Below are 23868 nucleotides of genomic sequence, written 5' to 3'. Positions count from 1 at the left end.
ATATAAGCAAAGCATTAAAGCCACAGGAAATTCCTGCGGTCTTAATGCTTCTTTCTTACTATTGTGGTATATATTTGTAATTACACTCTAAAACGTCACTGGTCTTGCCATGCTTATCTACAAGGATCAGAGATAAGATATTGTTGCCCTCCATCATCTCGATCGGTCCTGTGTACTTGGCAGAAGCCTGTGTCGGTGTCGTACCGTCCCAGGTATAATAGACACTTGCACCTTCCGGCACTTCCACAGTGATCGTCGTTGGCGTCGTGAAACTGCCGCCGGATGGGGTGACAACCGGATAATCCGGGTCAGCATAGGTGATCTTATAATTCTTTTCAACTACCTGACTGGTCTTGTCGTCATTTTCACATACCGCCTTGACCGTCGTCGTGCCCTCCTCTAAAGTAAAGGCTTCCGTATAAAGAATGCCGCCCTCAGTCGGATCACTGCCATCTAAGGTATAATAGATCTTGCCTGTCTTGCAGGAAAGTTCGATGGTGACATCATCATCATATTTTCCTCCGTCTACGGAAAAGACCGGTGCGGACAAGAGGTTGTCATTAAAGAGATCCAGTAGTTTCTGGCTGGAAGCCTGTGTCTGTAAATTGGTCAACTTATCATAATCGCCTGTGGTCAGATATAGAACGATCAGCGATTTGTAGGCAGAAACGTTATCATCATCTTGAGCGATCACCTCTAATAATAAACTTTCCGCTGTATCATATTCTTCCAACTTGATATAGTCATTGGCTGCAAGTATCTTCGCCTTTGTCTTGGTATCGTTCTTTTCTATGGCACGATTGTAATAGACCAAAGCACCTGTATAATCCTCTTTTGTATCCAAAGTCTTGCCCTTGGCGACATAATGGTCGTAAGATGTCATATAAACGGTCAAAAAGACCAGCACAAGACACAGGGCAATGATCCCACCGATCAAACCAGCTCTTGCCTTCTTATTTGCCCAAAGCCCCGCAAAGCCCTTTTTCTTTTCCGGATTTTCTTCTACTGCCTTTTTAGCGGTAGAAGCACTCTTGCCACCGGCGGAAGTCTTCTTATCCGACTGGACATTTTGTCCAGCTGTCTCCGGCTGATTTTCTTCCGTTTTTCCGGCTGATTTTTCTTCTTCCAGAAGGGATATCAGAAAATCATCCTCTAAGATATTGTAGTCCGGCACCATCTGCACCGGTTCCCCACATTTTTTACAAAAAACACTGCCGGCATCAATCTCGGCTCCACATTTACTACATTTCATAGCAATCTCCTATTTTTGCAGATCAACGGATTCCAGACAATTATGCATGAGCATAGCGATCGTCATCGGTCCAACACCCCCCGGAACCGGTGTAATGGCGGAACAATGCGATGCTACCTCATCATATGCCACATCCCCACACAAATGGTTGTTCTCATCCCGATGCATACCAACATCAATGACAACGACTCCCTCTTTGACATAGTCTGCCGTAATAAACTGCTTCTTGCCGATCGCAACGATCAGGATATCTGCCTGTCTGGTCACAGAAGCAAGATCTTTGGTCTTGGAATGGGTCACAGTGACCGTAGCATTTTCGCGCAGCATCAAAAGTGCCATCGGTTTTCCAACGATATTGCTGCGTCCTACGATCACACAATGCTTGCCTTCCATGTCAATATGACTGCGCTTTAACAACTGGATAATGCCTGCCGGTGTGCAGGATACAAAGCCCGGCAGACCGATGGAAAGTGCACCGACATTCTGCGGATGAAAACCATCGACATCCTTAAGCGGATCAATGGCTCTGGTGATCTTGTCCTCGTCCATATGTTTCGGGAGCGGCAGTTGTACCAAAATACCATTTACATCCTTGTCGCCATTTAATTTGTCAATGAGCGCCAGCACCTCTTCTTCGCTGGTATCCTCTGCCAGTTCATAGGACAAAGAGCGGATGCCGATGTACTCACAGGCTCTTTTCTTATTGCGCACATAAACGCAGGATGCCGGATCCTGTCCTACCAGAACCACTGCTAAGGTCACTTCCTGCCCCTGCGCATGCATAGCGGCTACTTTTTCCTTTAACTCGTCCTTGATCTCCTGTGAAATCTTCTTTCCATCAATGATTTCTGCCATTGTATCTTCTCGCTTTCCAGTCTTTTTTAAAATAATCCGGTGATCACACCGTCATCTGAAACATCAATTCCAAATGCTGCCGGCTTCTTTGGCAAGCCCGGCATAGTCATGATGGCTCCTGTAACAACCACCACAAAGCCTGCACCGGCACTTGCATAGACTTCTCTTACATTCAAGGTAAAGCCTTCCGGTCTTCCCAGTTTCTTTGCATCATCAGAAAGGGAATACTGGGTCTTTGCCATACAGACAGGGAAATCTCCCATCCCTAGTTCCGTAATATGAGCCAGTTCTTTTTCCGCAGCCGGTGCATAAGAAACATCTGCGGCACCATAGATCTCCTTGGCGATCGTAGCGATCTTGTCCTTTAATGACATTTCAGACGGATAGATCGGTGCGAAATGACTTTCCTTATGATCTAGGACATCCAAAATGGTCTCTGCCAAGGCAACGCCGCCCTGACCGCCTTTTTCCCATACTTCGGATAAAGCGAAGGCACAGCCGCGTTTCTCACAGAAGTCACGGACAAAGGCTGTCTCCTCCTCGGTATCTGTAATAAAGGAATTGAGGGTCACTACGACCGGCACATCAAATTTCTGTAAGTTTTCAATATGCTTTTCCAAATTGACAATGCCCTTTTTCAAAGCATCCATATTTTCCTCTGACAAGGCATCCTTTGCCACGCCGCCATTGTATTTGAGGGCACGGATCGTTGCTACCAGAACAACGGCATCCGGGTGTAAACCTGCCATGCGGGACTTGATGTCAAAGAACTTCTCTGCGCCCAGATCAGCACCAAAACCTGCCTCTGTCACACAGATATCTCCCATTTTCAGTGCCATCTTTGTCGCGCGCACACTGTTGCATCCATGTGCGATATTGGCAAACGGACCACCATGCACCAGTGCCGGTGTATGCTCTAAAGTCTGGATCATATTTGGCTTCAAAGCATCCTTTAGCAGGGCTGCCATGGAACCGACTGCCTGCAGGTCTGCTGCCGTAACCGGTTCTCCCTTAAAGTTGTAAGCCACGATAATGCGGCCGAGTCTTCTCTTTAAGTCTGCCATATCATCTGACAGACAAAGGATCGCCATGATCTCAGATGCAACGGTAATGACAAAATGATCCTCTCTTACCATACCGTCCATCTTGCTGCCCAAGCCAACGACAATATTACGGAGCACTCGGTCATTCATGTCCAGACAGCGTTTCCATTTGATCTGTCTTGGATCAATGCCAAGTTCGTTTCCCTGCTGGATATGATTGTCTAAAAGGGCTGCCAGCAGGTTATTTGCAGAAGTAATCGCATGAAAATCTCCGGTGAAATGCAGATTGAGATCTTCCATAGGAACGACCTGGGCATAGCCACCGCCCGCAGCACCACCTTTGATACCAAAGCAAGGTCCTAAGGAAGGCTCACGAAGTGCAAGGACTGCCTTTTTTCCTAACTTTGCAAAAGCCTGTCCAAGGCCTACACTGGTCGTCGTCTTTCCCTCGCCTGCCGGTGTCGGATTGATTGCAGTGACAAGTACCAGTTTGCCATCTTCTTCCTTTGCCAAGCGCTCCATACACTCATCTGACAACTTAGCCTTGTATTTTCCATACATTTCCAAGTCATCTGGCGTAAGTCCTACCTGTTCTGCAATTTCGGTGATCGGAAGCATGGTCGCTTCCTGTGCTATTTGGATGTCTGTTTTCATGTTCTCTCTCCTTACATAAGTAAAATGTTGTCTGGTCTCTAGTAACCTCTATCCTAAAAGTCATCGCTGACCGGATATTCCTCTTCCACCGCTGAAACTGCTGATGGATTTAAGAATTGCTCAAACTGGGTCGGTGTCATATGTACCGTTCTAGGTTTGGTTCCCATTTCCGGTCCCACGACTCCGGCCTCCTCCAACTGATCCATAATGCGGGCTGCTCTGTTAAAGCCGATCTTGAAGTTGCGCTGTAACATGCCGATGGAGCCCTTTTCCTTGGATACGATCAGACGACCTGCCTCTGCGAAATAGGAATCCCTCGTATCTTCAAAACCACTGCCGCCTCCGATAGCGGTAGCACCATCACTGCCGTCCGCGCCGGACTCAATATGCTTGGTCACATTTTCATCATAGGAAGCCTCTTCATTGTTACCCTTGATATAGTCGACTACATCCTGCACTTCCTCATCTGAGACAAAGGCACCCTGCACACGCAGCGGCTTGGTATAGCCCTGTGGATAATAAAGCATATCTCCGTTTCCTAAGAGTTTTTCAGCCCCGAACATATCCAGAATGGTTCTGGAATCCACACCACTGTTGACCGCAAATGCGATACGGGACGGCATATTCGCCTTGATCAGACCGGTCACGACATCAACAGATGGTCGCTGGGTTGCTAAGATCAAATAAATACCGGCGGCTCTGGCCTTTTGTGCCAGACGACAGATGGATTCCTCGACTTCCTTGGCGGCAACCATCATAAGGTCTGCCAACTCGTCTACGATCACGACCATTTCCGGCATCTTTTCAAAGGTACCCAATTCTCCATTGGAATTGATCGGTAACTGATAATTATGTTCTTCCAGTTTTTTATTGTAAGATTTGATGTCACGCACACTGGCATCCGCAAATTTCTGATAGCGGTCATCCATTTCCGTAACCGCCCAGTGCAATGCCCCAGCCGCCTTTTTGGGATCGGTAACGACCGGGATCAACAGATGGGGTATGCCATTGTAAATACTAAGTTCAACGACCTTTGGATCGATCATGATAAACTTGACCTCGTCCGGTCTTGCCTTATATAAGATACTCATGATGATCGTATTGATGCAGACGGATTTACCGGAACCTGTCGTACCGGCGATCAAAAGGTGGGGCATCTTGGCAATATTTGCCGTAATGACATTGCCCGCAATATCCCGCCCTGCACAGAAAGTCACCTTGGACTCTGCCTTTTTAAATTCTGCGGAGGAAGCCATTTCCTCAAAGGATACCATGACTTTATTTTTGTTTGGCACTTCGATACCAACGGCTGCCTTTCCCGGGATCGGCGCTTCGATACGGATATCCGTAACCGCCAGATTCAACTTGATGTCGTCTGCCAGATTGGTGATACGGTTGACGCGTACACCCACTTCCGGCTGCAACTCATAACGGGTAACCGTCGGTCCACAGGTGACATCTGTCACCTCTACATTGATGCCAAAATTGCGGAGGGTCTGTTCCAGTTTGTCTGCCGTGGCTTCCAATTCTGCCTTGGAATTTCCGTTTCCGCTCGCCGCCTTCTTTTTCAAAAGTGACAGGGTTGGAAATTTATAGGCTGCCGCCGGCTTTGTCTCCTGCTTGCTCTTGGCGATCTCATCTGCCACCTGATCTGCACTCTTTCGGGTCTCCTGCATGCTTGCCGCTGTCTTGCGTGGACGTTTTTCCGGGGGTGCCACAGCCTCAGCCGCTGTGGGTGCTGCCGTCTCCTTTTCCTCAGCCCTGACAAATTCCGGCGTAGAAGGCATAACTGCCTGCCTTTGTGGCTGTACCGGAGAAGTCGGTCTTACCGGATCATTTTCTGCCTTAGGCGCTTCCGTGGTCACATTGGCGACAGGTGGGGTCGATAACTTAATGCGTCGGCTTGGACGTACCGATTCTGCCTTAACAGTTTCTACCGGCTTTTCCTCATCCAGCCCAATGACAGACGCAGATCCGGTGCACTTGGAAGATAAAGGCACACGCTTAACATTCTTAACCTCGACATCCTTTTGCGGTGCCATATGTACCTGTTCCACCTCATCCGAGGATGCCTGCACCGCCTGGATCTCCGGTTCCATCTTGGTATCAAATGCCACACCTGAGATCTTCCGATCTCTGCGCGGCGCGTTTTCATCTACCTGACCGGCAGCCGCCTGCCGTTTCTTATCGGCCCGGATCCTTGCCAGTCTTGCCTCGCGGTCTTCATTTGGATCTGCATAGCGTCTTTTCTTTCTACGTCTGCGACTGCCTGCCTGCTGTAGCAAAGAGCGTTCCGTAATGAGAATCAGGCAAACGATCATGATGACAAAGGTAAGCACATAAGCACTGATCAGCCCAAAACCTTCCACCAGCCCGGATGCAATCATTCCTCCCAAAAGCCCGCCGCCAGCCTTGCTCTCTCGTCCATAGTAAAAAGCACGCATGGCTGCATAAGGAGCATCCCCGTGGGCAAACAATTCCACCAAAACACTAAGAAAAACCGTAAGCACGCCACCGGCGATCAGTTTGATCGTGGCGATCCGGTTTCCCTGATTGGAAATGCCAAAGAAAGTAGCCACCAGAAGCAGGATGGGAAACAGATAGGCAACCAAGCCGAAAATGCCAAAGAAGAAACTACTGACAGCATTACCTACGATCCCACCGATCCCCAGATTACTCAAAAACAAGAGAACACAGACCGCAAGGAAGATCCACAAAAAGATCTCTTTGATGGCTTCTGCCTTTGCAACATCGACCACTTCCGCCTCGACTGTGACATTTTTGGCAGTTGTTTTCGGTTTTGTCCCCTTTTTCGTCGTCTGTTTCTTTGTGGCTGTAGACTTTTTGCTTGCGGAAGTCTTGGTCGTATTCCGTTTTGCACTTGTCGTTTTATTAGCCATAATTTACGAATCCCCTAATCTTATAATCACATACATCCTACGATCACTGCAATCACACCAACGATCATGCAATATACAGAAAAGATGGTAAATTTCTTCTTGCGGACAACAAGAAGCATGGTCTTGATACAAATATATCCTACGACAGCGGCAACCACCATACCGACAACATAATTGACGATCTCAGAAGATGCTGTTGTTGCAAGACTCAAATCCTTCAGTTCCAAAACGGCTGCCCCAAGCACTGCCGGAATGGACATGATAAAGGAGTATTTTACTGCGAAAGTGCGATCGAAGCCGCTCAAAAGACATGCCGTGATCGTTGTTCCTGAGCGGGATAAGCCCGGAAGTGTAGCAAAGCCCTGACATACGCCGATCACAACCGCATTGCCATAACTTGCGTTTTCTTCGGTCTTTTTACCGGTTTTCACACGATCGGAAATAAAGAGCAAAATACTTGTGATGATCAGACAGATGCCCGGAACCAATACCGTCGCAGATGCTGCTTCGATCAGGTTCTGTCCCAGAACACCCATGATACCGGTAGGGATAGTCGAGACAATGATCAACATAACAAAGCGGCGATACGGTGTATCCACCATCTTGCGGTACTTCTTTTTCCTGGAAGAAGAAAGATTGCCGATCGCGATGCCAACATTGGCAAGAAAGTCGATCACAATAGATACGCCCTCACAGATCAACTCCCAGATATCTTTATAGTAAACAGCAAAAATAGCAACCAGAGTCCCTAAATGCAGTAAAACGTCAAACATAATCCCGGTATCTGTCTGCACATGAAATAATGCCTTAAAAAGTGCAAGATGCCCGGAACTGCTGACCGGCAGGAACTCCGTTAATCCTTGAATCAGCCCCATGAAAATAGATTGCAATAATGACATAATGACCTCCATATATGTGATTTTACCAACTTTTTAATATTACCATATTTTCCAGAAGCTGTCATTATTACTTTTCTACAGATTACACGCCTTTTTGCACCGTCTTTTTGCCTGCTATCATTCTTTCCAAGGTCAGCATGGCATCCCCCAGACTGCCCACATGAGAGATCAAACCTTCATTGACTGCTTCTTCGCCTACCAGAATAGTTCCCAGATCCTTTGCCATGGTATCTTTAGCAAGCATGAGTTCTTCCAGACGTGTCTTTTTGATCGCCGCATGCCTACAGATAAAACCAATGATCCGCTCCTGCATCTGGTTGAATTGATAATAGGTCTGGGGTGCTCCCAGTACGGTTCCACTCATCCGTACCGGATGTGCCAGCATAGTCGCGGACGGCACGATAAAAGAACAATCCGTTGCGACTGCCAGTGGGATGCCGATGGAATGGCTGCCGCCGATCACAAGAGAGATCGTTGGCTTTTGTATGGCAGCAATCAATTCTGCCATCGCCAGACCGCACTCCACATCCCCGCCAATGGTATTTAAGACAAAAAGAATGCCGTCTACAGAGGCATCATTTTCCATGCCGATCAGAAGCGGTATCATATGTTCATATTTAGTTGTCTTAGCATTTGCAGCCAGAAGCGTGTGTCCTTCGATCTCGCCTATGATGGTCACAATTCCGATCCTGTGTCCCTTTTCTGTTGTAATGACTTCCTGTCCATATTCCTTCACACTATCCATTTTAATCTTCCTTTTTCTTTTTAGTGTGCATCAAAGAATATGAAAAAATACAAAAAGCGCCCGTTCCTAAGAACTGACGCATCTTTTTGTATCTATTACGACTCGCCCATCAGATAGGAGTAAAGTCCCTCATAATTGGCTTTAGAGTTTTTCCATGAATAATCTTTTTGCATGCCACGGTCTACCATCTTGTTCCACTCTGCCTTCTTTTCAAAGAAAACATACTTGGAATAATTGACAGTGTTCAAAAGTTCATCCCCATTATAATTGGCAAAGGAGAAACCATCCCCGGTATGCTCATATTCATTGTAAGGGATGACCGTATCCTTTAAGCCGCCTGTCTCGCGCACGATCGGCACGGTACCATAGCGGAAAGAGATCAACTGGGTCAGACCACACGGTTCAAAGCGCGACGGCATCAAAAAGGCATCTGCCGCTGCGTATAACTTGTGAGCCAGATCCTCGGAATAACAGATGTTTGCGGATATTCGATCCGGGTATTTCCATGCAAAGTGACGGAACATATTCTCGTACTGGGCTTCGCCGGTACCGATTACGACCAGTTGGGTGTTGTCATCCACCAGACGCTCGATACAGTAATTGACCAGATCCAGTCCCTTTTGGTCTGTCAGACGTGAGATCAGCCCGATCATGTACTTTTTCTTGTCTACGACAAGCCCAAGCAACTCCTGTAACTTCTCCTTGTTGACCTTTTTGTTTGTTCTAAAATTGGATGCACTGTAATTTTTGAAGATCAAATCATCCTTTGCCGGATCATACATAGCATAGTCAATACCATTGACGATACCGCGCATGTCAAAATGTCTGGCTGACAGAAGTCCGTCCAAGCCCTCGCCATAATAAGGGGTCTGGATCTCCCCTGCATAGGTATCACTGACGGTCGTAATATAGTCTGCATAGACCAGACCGCCCTTTAACATATTGGCACCCTTTTTGAACTCCAATTTGTCCGGTGTAAAGAGTTCCATCGGCAGACCGGAGATCCCCTGAATGGTCTCGATATCCCAGACACCCTGGAACTTGAGGTTATGTATAGTCATGACTGACTTCATGCCCCAGAAGAAAGGATTACCGGCAAATTCTGTCTTTAAATAAACAGGGATCAATCCTGTCTGCCAATCATGGCAGTGGATGATATCCGGCTGAAAGTCAATGAGCGGTAACATGGAAAGTACTGCCTTGTCAAAGAAAATAAATTTCTCGATATCGTAGCGCGTATCCCCATAAGGATAAAAGCACTCAAAGTACTCCAGATTATCGATAAAATAGTATGTGATTCCCTGATACTCATACTGCATGACGCCTACATAGCGCTCGCCGATATAAGATCCCATCCCCATCTGGAAATGACACACATACTGAAAGGAATCACGGTATTGTGGCGGGATACAGGTATAGTCCGGCAGGACCACACGGATATCCCATTCTGATCTGTCAAATTCTTTTGGCAAGGCTCCTACCACGTCAGCCAATCCCCCGGTCTTGACAAATGGCACACACTCGCTTGCCGCAAAAAGTACTTTCTTCATAGTAACCCCTCCTAATGAATCAAAATACTACTCGTCCCAGTTATGATATACTTCTTGAACGTCATCATCTTCATCCAGCAAAGATAAGATCTTGTTGATGTTGTAAAGATCCTGCTCATCTGTAAGTTCTACATAGGTCTGCGGGATCATGGTCACCTGTGCATCTGCCATAGCGATCTTCTCCTGCTCCAATGCTTCACGGACAACAGAAAAATCATCCGGATCTGTCAGCACGATGAAGGAATCTTCTTCCTCTGTGAAATCCTCTGCACCTGCATCCAGTGCCATCATCATCAGATCATCTGCATCCAGATCACACTCTTCCTTGTCAATGATGATCTGTCCCTTTTTATCAAACATGTAAGATACACAGCCCTGGGTTCCAAGACTGCCCTTGCCCTTGGTGAAAGCGCTGCGCACATTGGCAGCGGTACGATTCTTGTTATCGGTCAAAGCATCAACGATGATGGCTGTACCGTTTGGTCCATAGCCTTCATATGTAACCGATTCATAATTGACTGCATTTGCATCACCGGCAGCTTTCTTGATACCTCTTTCAATGGTATCGTTTGGCATATTGTTGGCCTTTGCCTTGGCAATAACATCACGAAGTCTGCTGTTATTGTCAGGATCCGGTCCGCCTTCCTTGACCGCTACTGCGATCTCACGTCCGATAATGGTAAATACCTTACCCTTTGCAGCATCATTTTTCTCTTTCTTATGCTTAATGTTAGCAAATTTTGAATGTCCTGACATAAAATTATATCCTCTTTTCTAAAGTATTCTTATCCAGTGTATCATTTTTTGTTTTATATGGCAAACACCTGTACCTGCCGGATCATTTTTCCTTCTACATCCAGCACTTTGAAGCGGTAGCCCTTGTATTGCACTTCAAAAGTCTCATGTTCCTCCGGGATCTTGTCAATATGGGAGATCAAGAAACCATTTAAGGTCTCGTAGTCCTCTGGGAAGGTAATCCCCAGAACCTCTGCCGCTTCTTCTAGGGAAGTGCCGCCATCCATGCGGTAAAAATTCGGTGCGACCTGTTCGATGGACGCTTCCTCCTTGTCGTGTTCGTCCTGGATATTGCCCACGATCTCCTCTAAGATATCCTCCATAGAAATAATACCGCTGGTCTGCCCATACTCATCCACCACGATCATCATGTGCTTTTTCTTGGACTGCATCTTGGCAAATAAGGTATTTAAACTGTGGGTCTCCGGCACAAATTCCGGTGAGTGCAGTAGTTTGTCAAAATCCCGCAGTTTCTGCCCGTAAGTCTTATGGTCTTTGGCAAAGACTAGTGCATCTTTAATATGTAAAAGACCGATGATATTATCCAGATCGTTCAAATAAACCGGATAACGGGAAAAAGGTGCATCCTGCATAAAGGTAAGCGCCTCGCCAAAGGTCATTTCGCCATCCAGGGCAATGATCTGCCTGCGGTGGACCATGATATCCTTGGCGTCCTTGTCGCCGAATTCAAAGATGTTATGTATCATGGCGGCTTCACTGGCTAACAGCACCCCATGCTCATGTCCCTCATTGACAATGGAAATGATCTCATCTTCCGTGACATCATCCACTTCCTCCTTGGGATCTACCCCAAAAAGACCGCTGATCTTCTTGCTGAGAAGATCATACAAAAGGATCAGAGGTCGAAAAACTTTTCGCAAGGTCTCATAGGCTCCCAGATAGCGCAGTGCGATCTTACAATGCTTTTTGGAACTGATACGATAAAGAGTTCCAAAAAAGAAAACCGCATATAATACGACAAAGACCACATACACAAGAATTGCAAATAAGACCCTTTCCCATGTATTTTCTGCAATGTCCGACAGTCCATTGTAAAGCAGGTAAAAAGAACTTGCTACAATGCCGATCCCGGAAAAAATCCGCAAAAAGGAACTGCTGATGACCAGCAAATGATCATCACTGTGATAACGCTCTAAGCACCCTGCCTTGGCAGGATCCCCTTTTTGTAACTCCTCCAGATCACTGTCGTTGATATGATCGATCGCGATCTTAAAACTACTAATGATGATCTGCATGATAGCACATAGGCAAAATACGATCATGCAGATCAAACACCTGACTCCTTCATCCATGGTATTCTATTCCCTCATTTCCTTTCTTATGTGAAAATCTTTGAAACTGCTATGTAAGCAATTCCAGACTGATCTCTAATGCTTTATCAATCTCAAATAAAACCTGATTATCCAGATGACATATCTTATCCTTAAGTCTGGTCTTATCGATGGTGCGAAGCTGCTCCAACAGTACGACCGAATCCTTGACCAGATCATATTTACCACTATCCAATGAAACGTGTGTCGGCAATTTTGCCTTGTGCAACTGTGATGTGATCGCTGCACAGATCACGGTCGGAGAATGGATATTTCCGACATCATTTTGAATAATCAGTACCGGTCGGATCCCGCCTTGTTCCGAGCCGACGACCGGTCGCAAGTCTGCATAATAAATATCGCCTCTTTTAATTGTCATACTACACTCTCCAAAATTGAATTTATAAATAGTATTTCCACAATTTCAAAAGCTATTCATATTAGATTATGCAAAATAATTCATTTCGTCAACGCATGCGCCGTCCTTCTGATAAAAACGTGGAATGCGGTCTCCCAGATTACATGCCAGTTCATAGTTAAAACGCCCGGACATTTCTCCCAGTGTCTCCATAGAAATGACTGCGTTCCCATCCTGACCGATCAAGGTCACGCGGTCCAGATATTCTGCATCCGGGATATCCGTTACATCCACCATCATCTGATCCATGCAGACCCTGCCCACGATCGGTGCAGGCTTGCCGCGCACAAGCACATAGCCCTTGCTGGATAAAGAACGAGGATAGCCGTCGCCATATCCTACCGGGATCGTCGCGATCCGGCTTTCTCTTTCAGTGACATAGGTGCCGCCATAACTGATCGCACTTCCCGCCGGAAGGGTCTTGATGTGTACGATATGACTGTAAAGAGATAAAATCGGATGCAAAGGAAAGGCATGATCCATCTCCTCTGACGGCCACAGACCGTATAAAGTAATGCCTGCACGCACCATATTTTCATGATAGCCCGGCAGTTCTAAGATAGCGGCACTGTTGCAGCAATGGCATATCGGAAACGTAATGTCCTCTTTTTGCAGTGCTCCTATCATATCCTTGAATAAGCTATATGCCTTTTTTGCATAAGATTTATCCGCTTCATCCGCTCGGGCAAAATGGGTAAAGATACCTTCCAGGCAAAGATGTTTGAGCCCTGCAATCTCTTTGATCTCTTCTACCGATTCCTGACAGACCGGATAGCCGATCCTGTGCATACCGGTATCGATCTTGATGTGGATCAGTGCCTTTTTATGACATTTTTCCGCTGCCGCATCCAAGGCTTGCGCCACATCCTTGCGGTAAATCCCAAAACGGATATCCTGCAGAATCAGATCTTCATAATCTTTTTCAAAGACATAGCCTAAGATCAGAATCATCTTCCCAATGCCTGCTTTTCGCAGTTCCAAGGCTTCTTCTGCCGTTGCAACCGCATAACCGCTGATGCGGTCATTGTCCTCTAAATGCTTAGCAATTGCCTTAGCACCATGCCCGTAGGCATTGGTCTTGATAACAGCCATCATGCCGACGTCCTGCGGCAGTTTTTCTTCCATTGCCTGCACATTTTGATCTAAGGCATCAAAATCTACGATGGCGTAAACACGCCTTTTTTCTATTTCCACTGTCATCTTCCTTCTTTCTGATAGATCGTTTTTATTCCTTTTATGATGTCACCTGCCTGCATGCAAAGATTAGCCTCTGTCCTTGCGGCTTCCTCTCCCGCAAGTCCATGCAGGTAAACGCCCAGTGATGCCGCATCTTCCGGTCTTAAGCCCTGCGCGATCAATCCTGCGATCACACCGGTCAAGACATCACCACTGCCGGCTGTCGCCATACCGCTGCAGCCGCTCGCATTGATATAAGTCGTGGCATAAGGCACGGATACGATCGTAGCCGCATCCTTAAGTGCACAAATGACCTGATAATCTCTTGCAAAATCCTGTGCTATGGATAATTTATGGTCAGTCACATACATAAGCGGACTGCCCATCAGGCGTGCCATTTCACCCAGATGCGGAGTGATGACGGTCTCTGTATGCGGCTTTTTCAGCCACTGTAAATGTTCTGCCAGAATCCCCAACGCATCCGCATCCACCACCATCGGCACTGCAGCATTTTCTAAAGTCGTGCGGACCAGGTTCTCCGCCAGATTAGACTTTCCAAGCCCCGGTCCTATGGCTATGGCATCCGCCCAAGCAAGTTCTTCCAACAACTGCTTTTCATTCCATTTATCATAGGTAACAAGAATGGCTTCCGGGAATCGTGTCAAAATGATGTCACGATTGCATCTTGGTGTATAGACCTTGACCATGCCGGCACCACTCGTCAGAGCACTTTTCGATGCAAGATAAGCCGCGCCTGCCATATCCTCACTGCCTGCGATCACAAGCACCTTTCCCCGGCTTCCCTTGTGATCATCCGGGCTTGCCTGCGGTAGTTGTTTTAGATCTTCTTTTTCCAGGCTCTTACAAGGAAGAACCTGATCTGCCAGACTGCATGATTCGATTCCGATTGCAGATACGATCAATTCACCACAGTATTTTTTCCCCGGATAAAGCATCTGTCCGACCTTGGCAAAAGCAAAGGTTATGGTCGCATCCGCCAAAAATGCCTGCCCCATGATCTGTCCGTCATCCGCAGATACACCGGATGGTATATCCACCGCCAGCCGGTAGGCATCCATGGCATTGACCTCTTGCAAAAGTGCAGGATAGTCACCGCCCAATTCTCTGGAAAGCCCGATACCAAACAGGGCATCCACGATCACCTGGGCGTCTGCAAGTGTATCCGTAGAACTAGACAATTCCATGCCATACTGCCGACAGATCTTTTGCTGCGCCATGTTTTCCGGCGAAGCCTTGGAAAAATCGCCCACCAGGAATACCGACACCTGACCCCCCTCTAAGTATAAAAGCCTTGCAATGGCGAGTCCATCCCCACCATTGTTGCCACTTCCACATAGTATGACGATCTTCTTTTGCCACAAATCTCTTTCATGCAAAAATGAAACAACCGATAACGCGGCTCTCTCCATCAGCACCATGGAAGGCAGACCATAATGCTCGATCGTGCGGCTATCGCATTGTTTCATTTCGCGACTGTTTAAAATATATTTCATACGTCTCCTTTTTGTACATCTTTTGATAACTGTTTGTCCTGGGTCGTATCACCGGACGGGCGATCCTCTCCTGTGATCAGATCCACATCATCATTTTGTACATCAAAAAGATTGATGATATCTTTTCCAAATATATCATGCATATATGCATAGATTTCTTTATTGTTGATCTCCCGATTCTGTTTGCGGATGATGTTCTTTTTTAATTCTACCCGGACCTTTTTGATCCATTCCGCAATCTCCTCGGCTTCTTTGCAATTGGTGCGCAGACGATCATAACAAAAGGTCATGGTCTCCATCATCAGCGCGTCATTGCAGGTCTGTATCTCCTTTGGGATCTCCAAAAGGGCATCCTCGTTGGCTGCGATCTTTTCCTTGACTTCCTCGATCAGCCGTTTGTTCTCGTCCATCTGCCGGCTGTGCGTCTCCTTGTCCTCCTCTGCGTCCATATGCTCTACGATATTCTGCATAAGGGATGACTTGACCTTCTTTAAATCCTTTAACTCCTGCGTCAGGCGTCCCTGCCGCTCCAAGATCTCCTTCAACTGGCTTTCCAGTTCCTGCACCTCTTTGGGCTTGCCATCTAAGGCAAAAAGCCGGTGCCATTTCTGATCCAAGACCAGAATGGGTATTTTTGTTTTCGCCAGTGCTTCTGTAAACGCCTGTCGTTCCATACGCTCACCTTCTTTTGAAAACTATTTTTTGTGGTTGGCAATATTGTAAGAAAGCTGCATCAGACTATCGGATAGATGCACATTCTCTACGACCATATCCTCCACATCATCCAGATCGACATGGGCAAAATTCCAGATGGCATGTACGCCCAGGGAAGATAACTGTGCCGCGGTCGCTTCTGCATTCTGCTTTGGCAGGGTCAGTGCCGCAATATCCACACGTGTTGTCTTTACAAATTCTGGTAATTCCTCCAACATACGGATTGGGATATCTCTTACCTCTTTCCCCTTCAATGCCGGATTGACATCAAACAGACCGACGATCTTAAAACCTAATTTTTCAAACTTAACATAATTGGCGATTGCCTGCCCCAAGTTACCGATACCGATCACGATCACATTGTGTGTCTCATTCAATCCTAAGATCTTGCCGATTTCATCATATAAGTACTGAACATTATAGCCATAGCCCTGCTGACCGAAACCACCAAAATTGTTGAGATCCTGCCGGATCTGGGATGCCGTCACATGCATACAACTGCTGAGTTCGTTGGACGAAATGCGCTCCACTCCTGCATCAAGCAATTCTCCTAAATATCTGTAATATCTTGGCATACGACGAATGACTGCCTGGGATATTTCCTTTTCCACGTTAAATTCCCCCTACTTCCACTGTCAATGATGACATGTATATCATATTTATATAAAAATTATAAATATTTTAAATATATATGTCAAATTTTTAACAGAATCCGCCTATCCTATGCGAAGTCATTTGTCAGTGTCTCCGACAATTCTTCCCAACTTTCATAGAGGGCATCCAATTCTTCCTGTAACTTTTCCTGTTTTTGTGATAATTCATTAAGCTTTGCCGAATTTGTCGCCACATCGTCCTTGGCAAATTCTTCCTCGATCTGACGCAGGTCTTCTTCGCAGGAGGCAATGCGGTCTTCCACCTCTGCCAGACGATTTTCTACCTTGCGCTTTTCGCTCTGGATCTTCTTTTGCTGCTTCCAATCCGTCTTTCCTTCAGATTGTCCGGAAATCGATTCTGTATCACCACGCTTTGCATCTTGTACTGCTTTTTCCTGTGCCATACGCTCTGTTTTCTTTTGGATGAAATAATCATAATTACCCAGATATACGCTGAACTGATGGTTTTCAAGTTCTAAAATCTTGTCTGCAGTCTGGTTGACAAAATAACGGTCATGTGACACATAAAGCACCGTTCCCTCATAGGCATTGATGGCATTTTCCAGGATCTCCTTGGACTCCATGTCCAAATGGTTAGTCGGCTCATCTAAGATCAAAAAGTTGGCACCGGACAACATGAGTTTGGCAAGGGAGATACGTCCACGCTCTCCACCGCTCAGATCGCCGATCCTCTTGTAGCAGTCATCCCCTAAAAACATGAATGCCGCAAGCACATTGCGAATCTTTGTATTGTTTAAGTTTGGATAGGCATCGCTCATTTCTTCAAAGAGTGTTTTGTCATCATCCAAAACCTGTTGTTCCTGATCGTAATAACCAATCGTAACATTTGCGCCGAGCCGGAAAGAGCCGGAATCTGCGGTCACAATCTCATTGATGATCTTAAGCAATGTTGTCTTTCCTGTACCGTTATCACCAAGGATGGCAACGTGCTCACCTCTTTGCAAAAGGAAATCTACGTTAGAAAAGAGCGGCATGCCATCATAGGATTTTGAAAGTCCGATCAGTTCCAGTACATCATTGCCGCTTGTCACATCTGGTTGCAAGGACAATTTCATATGTTCCTGCGCATCGATCGGTTTTTCCATAACATCCATTTTATCGAGGGCTTTCTGACGGCTCTCTGCACGTTTGATGGATTTTTCACGGTTAAACTGTTTTAACTTATCAATGACTTCCTGCTGATGGGCAATGGATGCCTGCTGTTTTTCATATTCACGCATCATGGTCTTACGGATCTCTTCTTTTTGCATGGCAAAGGCAGAATAATTCCCTTTGTAAACATGTGCAGTATGCATGCTGATATCAATAACCTTTGTAACGATACGATCCAGAAAATAACGATCATGTGCTACAATAACAACGGTTCCCTTATAATTCATAAGGAAGTTCTCTAACCACTCAATAGAATTCAGATCCAAATGGTTGATCGGCTCATCTAAAAGCAGGATGTCCGGTTTCATAACAAGGAGTCTTCCGAGAGATACACGGGTTTTTTGTCCACCGGAAAGCATATCCATCGTCTTTGAAAAATCCTCTTCGGAAAAACCAAGTCCACGAAGCACGCCCTGTACTTCCGATTCATACGCATAACCGTTCATATGATCAAAAACATCATGCATCTCATGATAGCGGACAAGCAGTACATCTAAGGCATGGTCTGTCAGTTTTGTCATCTGTTCTTCCATTTTTTGCAGGTTTGTCTGCATTTCCAAAATATCTGTACGCGAAGAATAGACGGTCTGATAGACCGTCTCATTTCCTTCCATATTCTGATACTGCGCCAGATAACCGATGGTGGTATCCTTGGCAAAAACAACCGTTCCTGCATCGGTATCCAACTCACCCGTTATCATCTTTAGCAGTGTTGATTTTCCTGCACCATTATTTCCGACAATGGCTACCTTGTCTCCTTCATTGATCTGAAAAGAGACATTCTTTATGATGTCATCACTTCCGAAAGATTTCGAAAGATTCTGGCAGGATAAAATCATGGCTTCCTCCTATAACATGCCCTCAAGCCTTGTTCTGATGGCTTTGATAAATTCCTCACTATTCAAAACGACTGGATTTGGAATACTTGTGATCAGAGCAAGATCTTTTGTCATCTTTCCATCCTCAATCGTCTTGATGCATGCCTGTTCCAATTTGTCTGCAAAATCGCAAAGTTCCGGTGTGCCATCCAACTCACCGCGTTTTCTCAGTGCGCCTGTCCATGCAAAGATTGTAGCAACAGAGTTCGTGGATGTCTCCTCTCCCTTTAAGTGCTTGTAATAATGTCTCTGTACGGTTCCATGAGCCGCCTCATACTCATAGACGCCCTGTGGAGATACCAGAACAGAGGTCATCATGGCAAGAGATCCAAAAGCAGACGATACCATGTCACTCATGACATCGCCATCGTAGTTCTTACAAGCCCAGATGTAACCGCCCTCAGACTTCATCACACGAGCTACGGCATCATCGATCAGGGTATAGAAATAAGTAATGCCTGCCTCGGCAAACTTATCCTTATAAGACTCCTCATAAATCTCCTGAAAAATATCCTTAAAGGTATGATCGTATTTCTTAGAGATGGTATCCTTGGTCGCAAACCAAAGATCCTGCTTTGTATCCAAGGCATAGTTAAAGCAAGCCTTTGCAAAACTTTCGATAGAATTATTAAGATTATGCTGTCCCTGAACGACACCGGTGCCGGTAAAGTTATGTACCACTTCTCTCGTCTCACTGCCGTCTTCAGCCGTATAAACAAGTTCTACTTTTCCCGGTCCCGGAACAATCATCTCTGTATTTTTGTAGACATCTCCATATGCATGACGCGCGATCGTGATCGGTTTCTTCCAATTCTTTACGCAAGGCTCAATTCCTTTTACGATGATCGGTGCGCGGAATACCGTTCCGTCCAAGATGGCACGGATGGTTCCGTTTGGACTCTTCCACATCTCTTTCAGATCATATTCACGCATACGCGCTGCGTTTGGTGTGATTGTGGCACATTTTACAGCAACGCCGTATTTCTTTGTTGCCTCTGCTGAATCGATTGTCACCTGATCATTTGTCTCATTACGATATTCAAGACCGAGATCATAGTATTCTGTCTTTAAATCTATAAACGGCAGTAACAATTCATCCTTGATCATCTTCCAAAGGATCCTTGTCATCTCATCACCATCCATCTCAACCAGTGGTGTCTTCATCATAATCTTGCTCATGTCATTTGCCTCCTTAGCATTTTCACTATTGTACTTTAGTATAGCAAAACTTTTTACTGTGGTAAAGTCACGAATATTCCATGTCGGTAAGCGTGGGGGCTTACCCCCACTGTTTGCTTGAAAATTCTGGTAAAACTGGATGCATTCTCGTATCCACACTCCATTGCGATTCTTTCCACGGGCAGTGTGGTATCCCGCAAAAGCATCTTTGCTCGTTCCATCTTCATATTGCGAATCACATCTTTAAAATTTTTCCCTGTTGCATTCTGCACAATGCGGATCAACTGGCGTCTGCTATAATGAAACCTATCCTCCAGTTCTTCCAGAGTCACACTGCGATAATTCTCACTAATATACCAAAAAATCTTAGCATATTCCTTTTTCCAGTTGGCTTTACAGTCCTGTGGCAAAACCAGATTCTGTTCATAATAGCGAAGCAAGTGCACAAAAATCGCATTCATGATAGTCTCACACATCTCACTGTGGTATTTTTCCTTGCATTTCTGTTCCTCCCAAAGATGATCAAACAAACGTGCAACCGTCATATCCGGCTTATCCTTTTCTGCCGTATGAAACAGAATATAACTCACATCTTCATCCCCTTGTAATATGCGCTGAAAGAAAGAATACAGCAAGTGATTGCCGGAAAATACCCGAAAGAAAATCTCTAAAAAGGTCCGCTTGCGGATCGCTGATGTCATCGTCCTGCCATCGAGATCTCGCACGCCTTCTCCATGCTCAATATCCGGCGGCACGATCAGCACATCCCCCTCAACGAGTTCTAGTTTCTCCTGACGGAAAAAGCACTGACTTTTTCCCTCCATAACATAAATAATATCGAAATAATCATTCTTATGCCAGTGTGGAAGCATGCCCGGCTGCAAAAAGGCAGATGAAATACTGCTATCATTTTGTAAAAAAATTTCTTCCTGCTGTACACGGAAGATCTCCTGCAGACGCTTTTGCGCATCCTGATCAGGTTCACTTTGTACTTCCAGAAACAATTGTGCCAAGGGTGTCCTATAACTTTGTGGCAATTCGCTGACTGTTTCAAATGCCTGCCAGCGATATTCCCTGTCATTCTCCTCTTTCAGACATTGGGCTGTCCGTATCATGCAGGCAATATAGTCATCGTTCTCCAAAATCTCGCAATCCCCGGAACATAGACTGCGAAAGATCCTCCCATACTCCTTTTGCATTTCCTCTTTCTGTCTCATATAGTCGTCCCTGCTTTCCGATTCTTTTTCCCCTTCGTCAAATGCATTCATGTTTTCTACCTCTGTTGATATACATGTCACTTTCTGCATATTTTTCTGTCATTTTATCCTATTCCTTTTTTTCTTTTTCTGCAATATGCTTTAGGTAGAATTTATTTATTCAAGGAGGTTTTTATGTACACAGAAAACACAAGCATAGGAGAACTCTTAGAGTTGCCCCAGGTCATGGCACTTCTGGAAAAAGCCGCACCACAGATGGTTAGCGGTCCTGCCAAGGGCTACCTGACACCCCTTACACTGGCACAGTTAAAAGTCGCACAACCGGAATCTGCACAACTTGCTGATGCCATACTCGCGCTGGCAAATGGAGCGGACGTGGATCTGACGCCTTTGGATCCAAGTAAGAAGAAGCCCTTCCTAAAGGGAGGTTCAACCGTGGCACAATATGACATTGATGATGTCGATGGCAAGATGTATATGCTCAATCATGCCTTTTCCGGTTGTTTCATCCTTTCCTTTTCCAAACCGATAGATGAACATATCAAAGGTCAGGTCACTTACGATGGAATTCCTGTCAAATACATTCTTTCCACCATGTCTATTGCGGGCGGTGTGCAGTTAATGGGCGTCTATGTTCGCGACATCTGCACCCAATACGGCACAGACTATACCTTCCACTTTGAAGGATTTACTGATACCGACGGTAATGTTATGGATCCACAGGATTATATCATTTCCACGGTTGCTAAAAATCTGCCGGATCCTGCCTACGCTACCCACGAAGCCATCGCGCAAAAGGCTGCTGAGGAAGGCATGGTTCTCTTAAAGAATGATAATGGACTGCTTCCCCTTGTCAAAGATGCTAAACTCGCCGTGATCGGTGAGGAAAATTTCCGTGACGGTGCTGTCGGTGCCGGAAAGATCAATCCGCGCTACCATGTACGCCTTGGACAGGCATTGGCAGACAGTAACTTTATCCTCACTGAAGATGCCGACACCTGTCTTTTTGTAATCTCACGCGCATCCGGAGAGAACTTTGACAACGGAACTTTTCAGGGGGAGTTTTATCTGACCGATGCGGAAGAAAAACAGATTTGCGAAGCCAAGAAAAAATATGCCCACATAATTGCTATCATCAATTCCGGCTATCCTATGGATGTCCGCTGGACACTGGACGTGGCAGTTGAGGCTGTTATCTGGACCGGATTTTCCGGCATGCTTGGCGGTAAGGCACTGGTAAATATCTTAAACGGAACGACCAATCCATCCGGTAAACTTCCGGATAGTTGGAGTCTCGATTACTTTGATATTCCTTCTGCACATAACTTCTATGTTGCACCAAGTGCAGAAGAATCCGTTGGCGCAGATGATGATATCTGGATCGATACCGTGTATGAGGAAGATATCTATGTAGGCTATCGTTATTTTGAAACGTTCAAAAAAGATGTCGCCTATGCATTTGGACACGGTCTGTCCTACACCAACTTTGCCATCCAATCTTTATGCACGGGACAGGACTTATCTCATATTTCCATTTCTGCCACTGTCACCAATACAGGAAAGGTAAGCGGAAAAGAAGTCGTTGAGATCTATGCCACCATCCCGGATGGGAAACTGGAGCAACCGGCACTGCGTCTGGTTGCCTTTGCCAAAACATCACTGCTTGCTGCCGGAGCCTCCGAGATTTTAACACTGGACGTTCCTGTAGAAAACCTTGCTTCCTACGATGAAGAAAGGCATGCCTTTATCACAGAGGCTGGCGAATATCATTTCTATTGCGGGGATGACATCCATGCCCTCACAGAAGTGGCTTCCATTACAGCAACAGAAACCCAGACCATCAAAATTGTTGGTGATTATATGAAACCACCGGTAGACTTTACCCGCCTTTCCAAAAAGGATGAAAACACGTATCCTAGCGGCAAAAAGAGTGGTATCATCGCAGACGTGCATGAACTTCAGCATAAGACCATCCGTGCAAACATTCCGGATACAGAAGCCATCGACGATTCCTTTATCGATGACTGGTCTGTCGAGGAACTAGCCCGCTTCTCTGTCTGTGCAAGTTCCGGCTGGGGTATGCAGGATGTCGGCGTTGCCGGACGCATCTATCAATTGGAAGGACGAGATATTCCTTACTTTGCTGTTGCAGACGGCAATAATGGTGTCAATATCAACAAACCAAATATTGGTATGCCTACCTCTAATCTGGTCTGTGCTAGTTGGAATCCTGATCTGGCTTACCAAGTCGGTCGCGTGATTGCCGAAGAAGCCAGAGAAAACAATGTGCAGATGATTCTGGCGCCGGCCATGAACCTGCATAGGAATCCACTCTGCGGCCGTCATCCGGAGTATTTTTCTGAGGATCCGCTGCTGGGCGGCATCATGGCAGGAAATCAATGCAAGGGATTGGAAGAAAATGGCGTATCTGCATCCATTAAACATGTTTGCTGTAACAATGCAGAATCATCCAGAAAGCGTAATCATTCCATCGTCTCACAGCGTGCCCTCCGCGAACTCTATCTGCGCACCTTTGAGGTAGCCTTTGACATCCACATACCGGATTCTATCATGACCGGTTACAATGCATGTAATGGTGTCTTTACAGCCGAGGACGAAGAGATGATCCAGGGCATCTTCCGAAATGAATTCGGCTTCAATGGCTATGTAATGACAGACTGGAACAGTTACGATACCGCCGATGTTGCCAAAGCCATTGCCGCAGGCAACTGCTGGATGACACCAGGCACTACGGACGATACCTATGTAAGTCCGATTATCGAAGGTATTAAAAATGGCACAATTAGCGAAAATCGACTTCGCCAGAATATCAAGTATATGTATCGCGTCATCCGTAAGCGGACACAGGCCTAAATAAGCCCCTTCTATTTATAGACAGTAAAAAGCAGTTTGTGAAGACAA

The 23868-nt window shown here is 46.0% G+C and carries 18 protein-coding genes; 1 reads left to right on the top strand and 17 read right to left on the bottom strand.

What is annotated here, in order from left to right; genetic code table 11:
• Positions 1–58: 58 nt before the first annotated feature.
• The 17 genes from H8R94_RS00580 to H8R94_RS00500 form a co-directional block, all read right to left on the bottom strand.
• Complete coding sequence (locus H8R94_RS00580) at positions 59–1252, bottom strand: chitobiase/beta-hexosaminidase C-terminal domain-containing protein (RefSeq protein WP_118281240.1); 1194 nt, start codon at positions 1250–1252, stop codon at positions 59–61.
• Between the two features lie 9 nt (positions 1253–1261).
• Positions 1262–2107: a bifunctional methylenetetrahydrofolate dehydrogenase/methenyltetrahydrofolate cyclohydrolase FolD gene (gene folD / locus H8R94_RS00575; RefSeq protein ID WP_118281241.1), complete on the bottom strand. Its 846-nt coding sequence runs from the start codon at positions 2105–2107 to the stop codon at positions 1262–1264.
• A gap of 26 nt (positions 2108–2133) precedes the next feature.
• Positions 2134–3804: a formate--tetrahydrofolate ligase gene (locus H8R94_RS00570; RefSeq protein ID WP_118281242.1), complete on the bottom strand. Its 1671-nt coding sequence runs from the start codon at positions 3802–3804 to the stop codon at positions 2134–2136.
• Positions 3805–3857: 53 nt separating this feature from the next.
• Positions 3858–6704 (bottom strand): FtsK/SpoIIIE family DNA translocase, encoded by a 2847-nt coding sequence (locus H8R94_RS00565; RefSeq protein ID WP_118281243.1) that lies wholly within the window; start codon positions 6702–6704, stop codon positions 3858–3860.
• Between the two features lie 26 nt (positions 6705–6730).
• A complete protein-coding gene (locus H8R94_RS00560; RefSeq protein WP_118281244.1) occupies positions 6731–7603 on the bottom strand; it encodes an undecaprenyl-diphosphate phosphatase in 873 nt (290 codons plus the stop codon).
• 82 nt (positions 7604–7685) lie between these two features.
• Positions 7686–8348, bottom strand: a complete 663-nt coding sequence (locus H8R94_RS00555) for a ClpP family protease (protein WP_118281245.1) — start codon at positions 8346–8348, stop codon at positions 7686–7688.
• Between the two features lie 95 nt (positions 8349–8443).
• Complete coding sequence (gene glgA, locus H8R94_RS00550; protein WP_118281246.1) at positions 8444–9898, bottom strand: glycogen synthase GlgA; 1455 nt, start codon at positions 9896–9898, stop codon at positions 8444–8446.
• A 27-nt stretch (positions 9899–9925) separates the two neighbouring features.
• Positions 9926–10654, bottom strand: a complete 729-nt coding sequence (locus tag H8R94_RS00545) for a YebC/PmpR family DNA-binding transcriptional regulator (protein WP_118281247.1) — start codon at positions 10652–10654, stop codon at positions 9926–9928.
• A 53-nt stretch (positions 10655–10707) separates the two neighbouring features.
• Positions 10708–12006 carry a hemolysin family protein gene (locus H8R94_RS00540; protein ID WP_118534812.1) on the bottom strand — a complete coding sequence of 433 codons (1299 nt, stop codon included), beginning with the start codon at positions 12004–12006 and terminating at the stop codon, positions 10708–10710.
• Positions 12007–12055: 49 nt separating this feature from the next.
• The gene (locus tag H8R94_RS00535; RefSeq protein ID WP_118281249.1) at positions 12056–12403 is read right to left on the bottom strand and encodes a type II toxin-antitoxin system PemK/MazF family toxin; all 348 of its coding nucleotides are present in this window, start codon (positions 12401–12403) and stop codon (positions 12056–12058) included.
• A 66-nt stretch (positions 12404–12469) separates the two neighbouring features.
• Positions 12470–13636 (bottom strand): alanine racemase, encoded by a 1167-nt coding sequence (gene alr / locus H8R94_RS00530; protein WP_330592942.1) that lies wholly within the window; start codon positions 13634–13636, stop codon positions 12470–12472.
• A 2-nt stretch (positions 13637–13638) separates the two neighbouring features.
• Positions 13639–15132 (bottom strand): NAD(P)H-hydrate dehydratase, encoded by a 1494-nt coding sequence (locus H8R94_RS00525; RefSeq protein ID WP_186853588.1) that lies wholly within the window; start codon positions 15130–15132, stop codon positions 13639–13641.
• Positions 15129–15806, bottom strand: a complete 678-nt coding sequence (locus tag H8R94_RS00520; RefSeq protein ID WP_118281252.1) for a hypothetical protein — start codon at positions 15804–15806, stop codon at positions 15129–15131. Before H8R94_RS00520 ends, H8R94_RS00525 begins: the two co-directional genes overlap by 4 nt.
• A gap of 21 nt (positions 15807–15827) precedes the next feature.
• Positions 15828–16457, bottom strand: a complete 630-nt coding sequence (locus H8R94_RS00515) for a redox-sensing transcriptional repressor Rex (protein ID WP_118281253.1) — start codon at positions 16455–16457, stop codon at positions 15828–15830.
• Positions 16458–16567: 110 nt separating this feature from the next.
• Entirely contained in the window at positions 16568–18511 is a 1944-nt protein-coding gene (abc-f, locus tag H8R94_RS00510) for a ribosomal protection-like ABC-F family protein (RefSeq protein WP_186853587.1), read from the bottom strand.
• A 9-nt stretch (positions 18512–18520) separates the two neighbouring features.
• A complete protein-coding gene (locus H8R94_RS00505; protein ID WP_186853586.1) occupies positions 18521–19729 on the bottom strand; it encodes an NADP-dependent isocitrate dehydrogenase in 1209 nt (402 codons plus the stop codon).
• Positions 19730–19782: 53 nt separating this feature from the next.
• Complete coding sequence (locus tag H8R94_RS00500; protein ID WP_186853585.1) at positions 19783–20997, bottom strand: AraC family transcriptional regulator; 1215 nt, start codon at positions 20995–20997, stop codon at positions 19783–19785.
• A gap of 123 nt (positions 20998–21120) precedes the next feature.
• Between H8R94_RS00500 and H8R94_RS00495 the strand changes: the two genes are divergently transcribed.
• Positions 21121–23820, top strand: coding sequence for a glycoside hydrolase family 3 protein (locus H8R94_RS00495; protein ID WP_186853584.1), 2700 nt, complete (start codon positions 21121–21123; stop codon positions 23818–23820).
• Positions 23821–23868: the final 48 nt, after the last annotated feature.

This window comes from Roseburia lenta (assembly GCF_014287435.1).
GTDB classification, from domain to species: Bacteria; Bacillota; Clostridia; order Lachnospirales; family Lachnospiraceae; genus Pararoseburia; species Pararoseburia lenta.
This window is presented reverse-complemented; position numbering and strand designations above follow the sequence as displayed.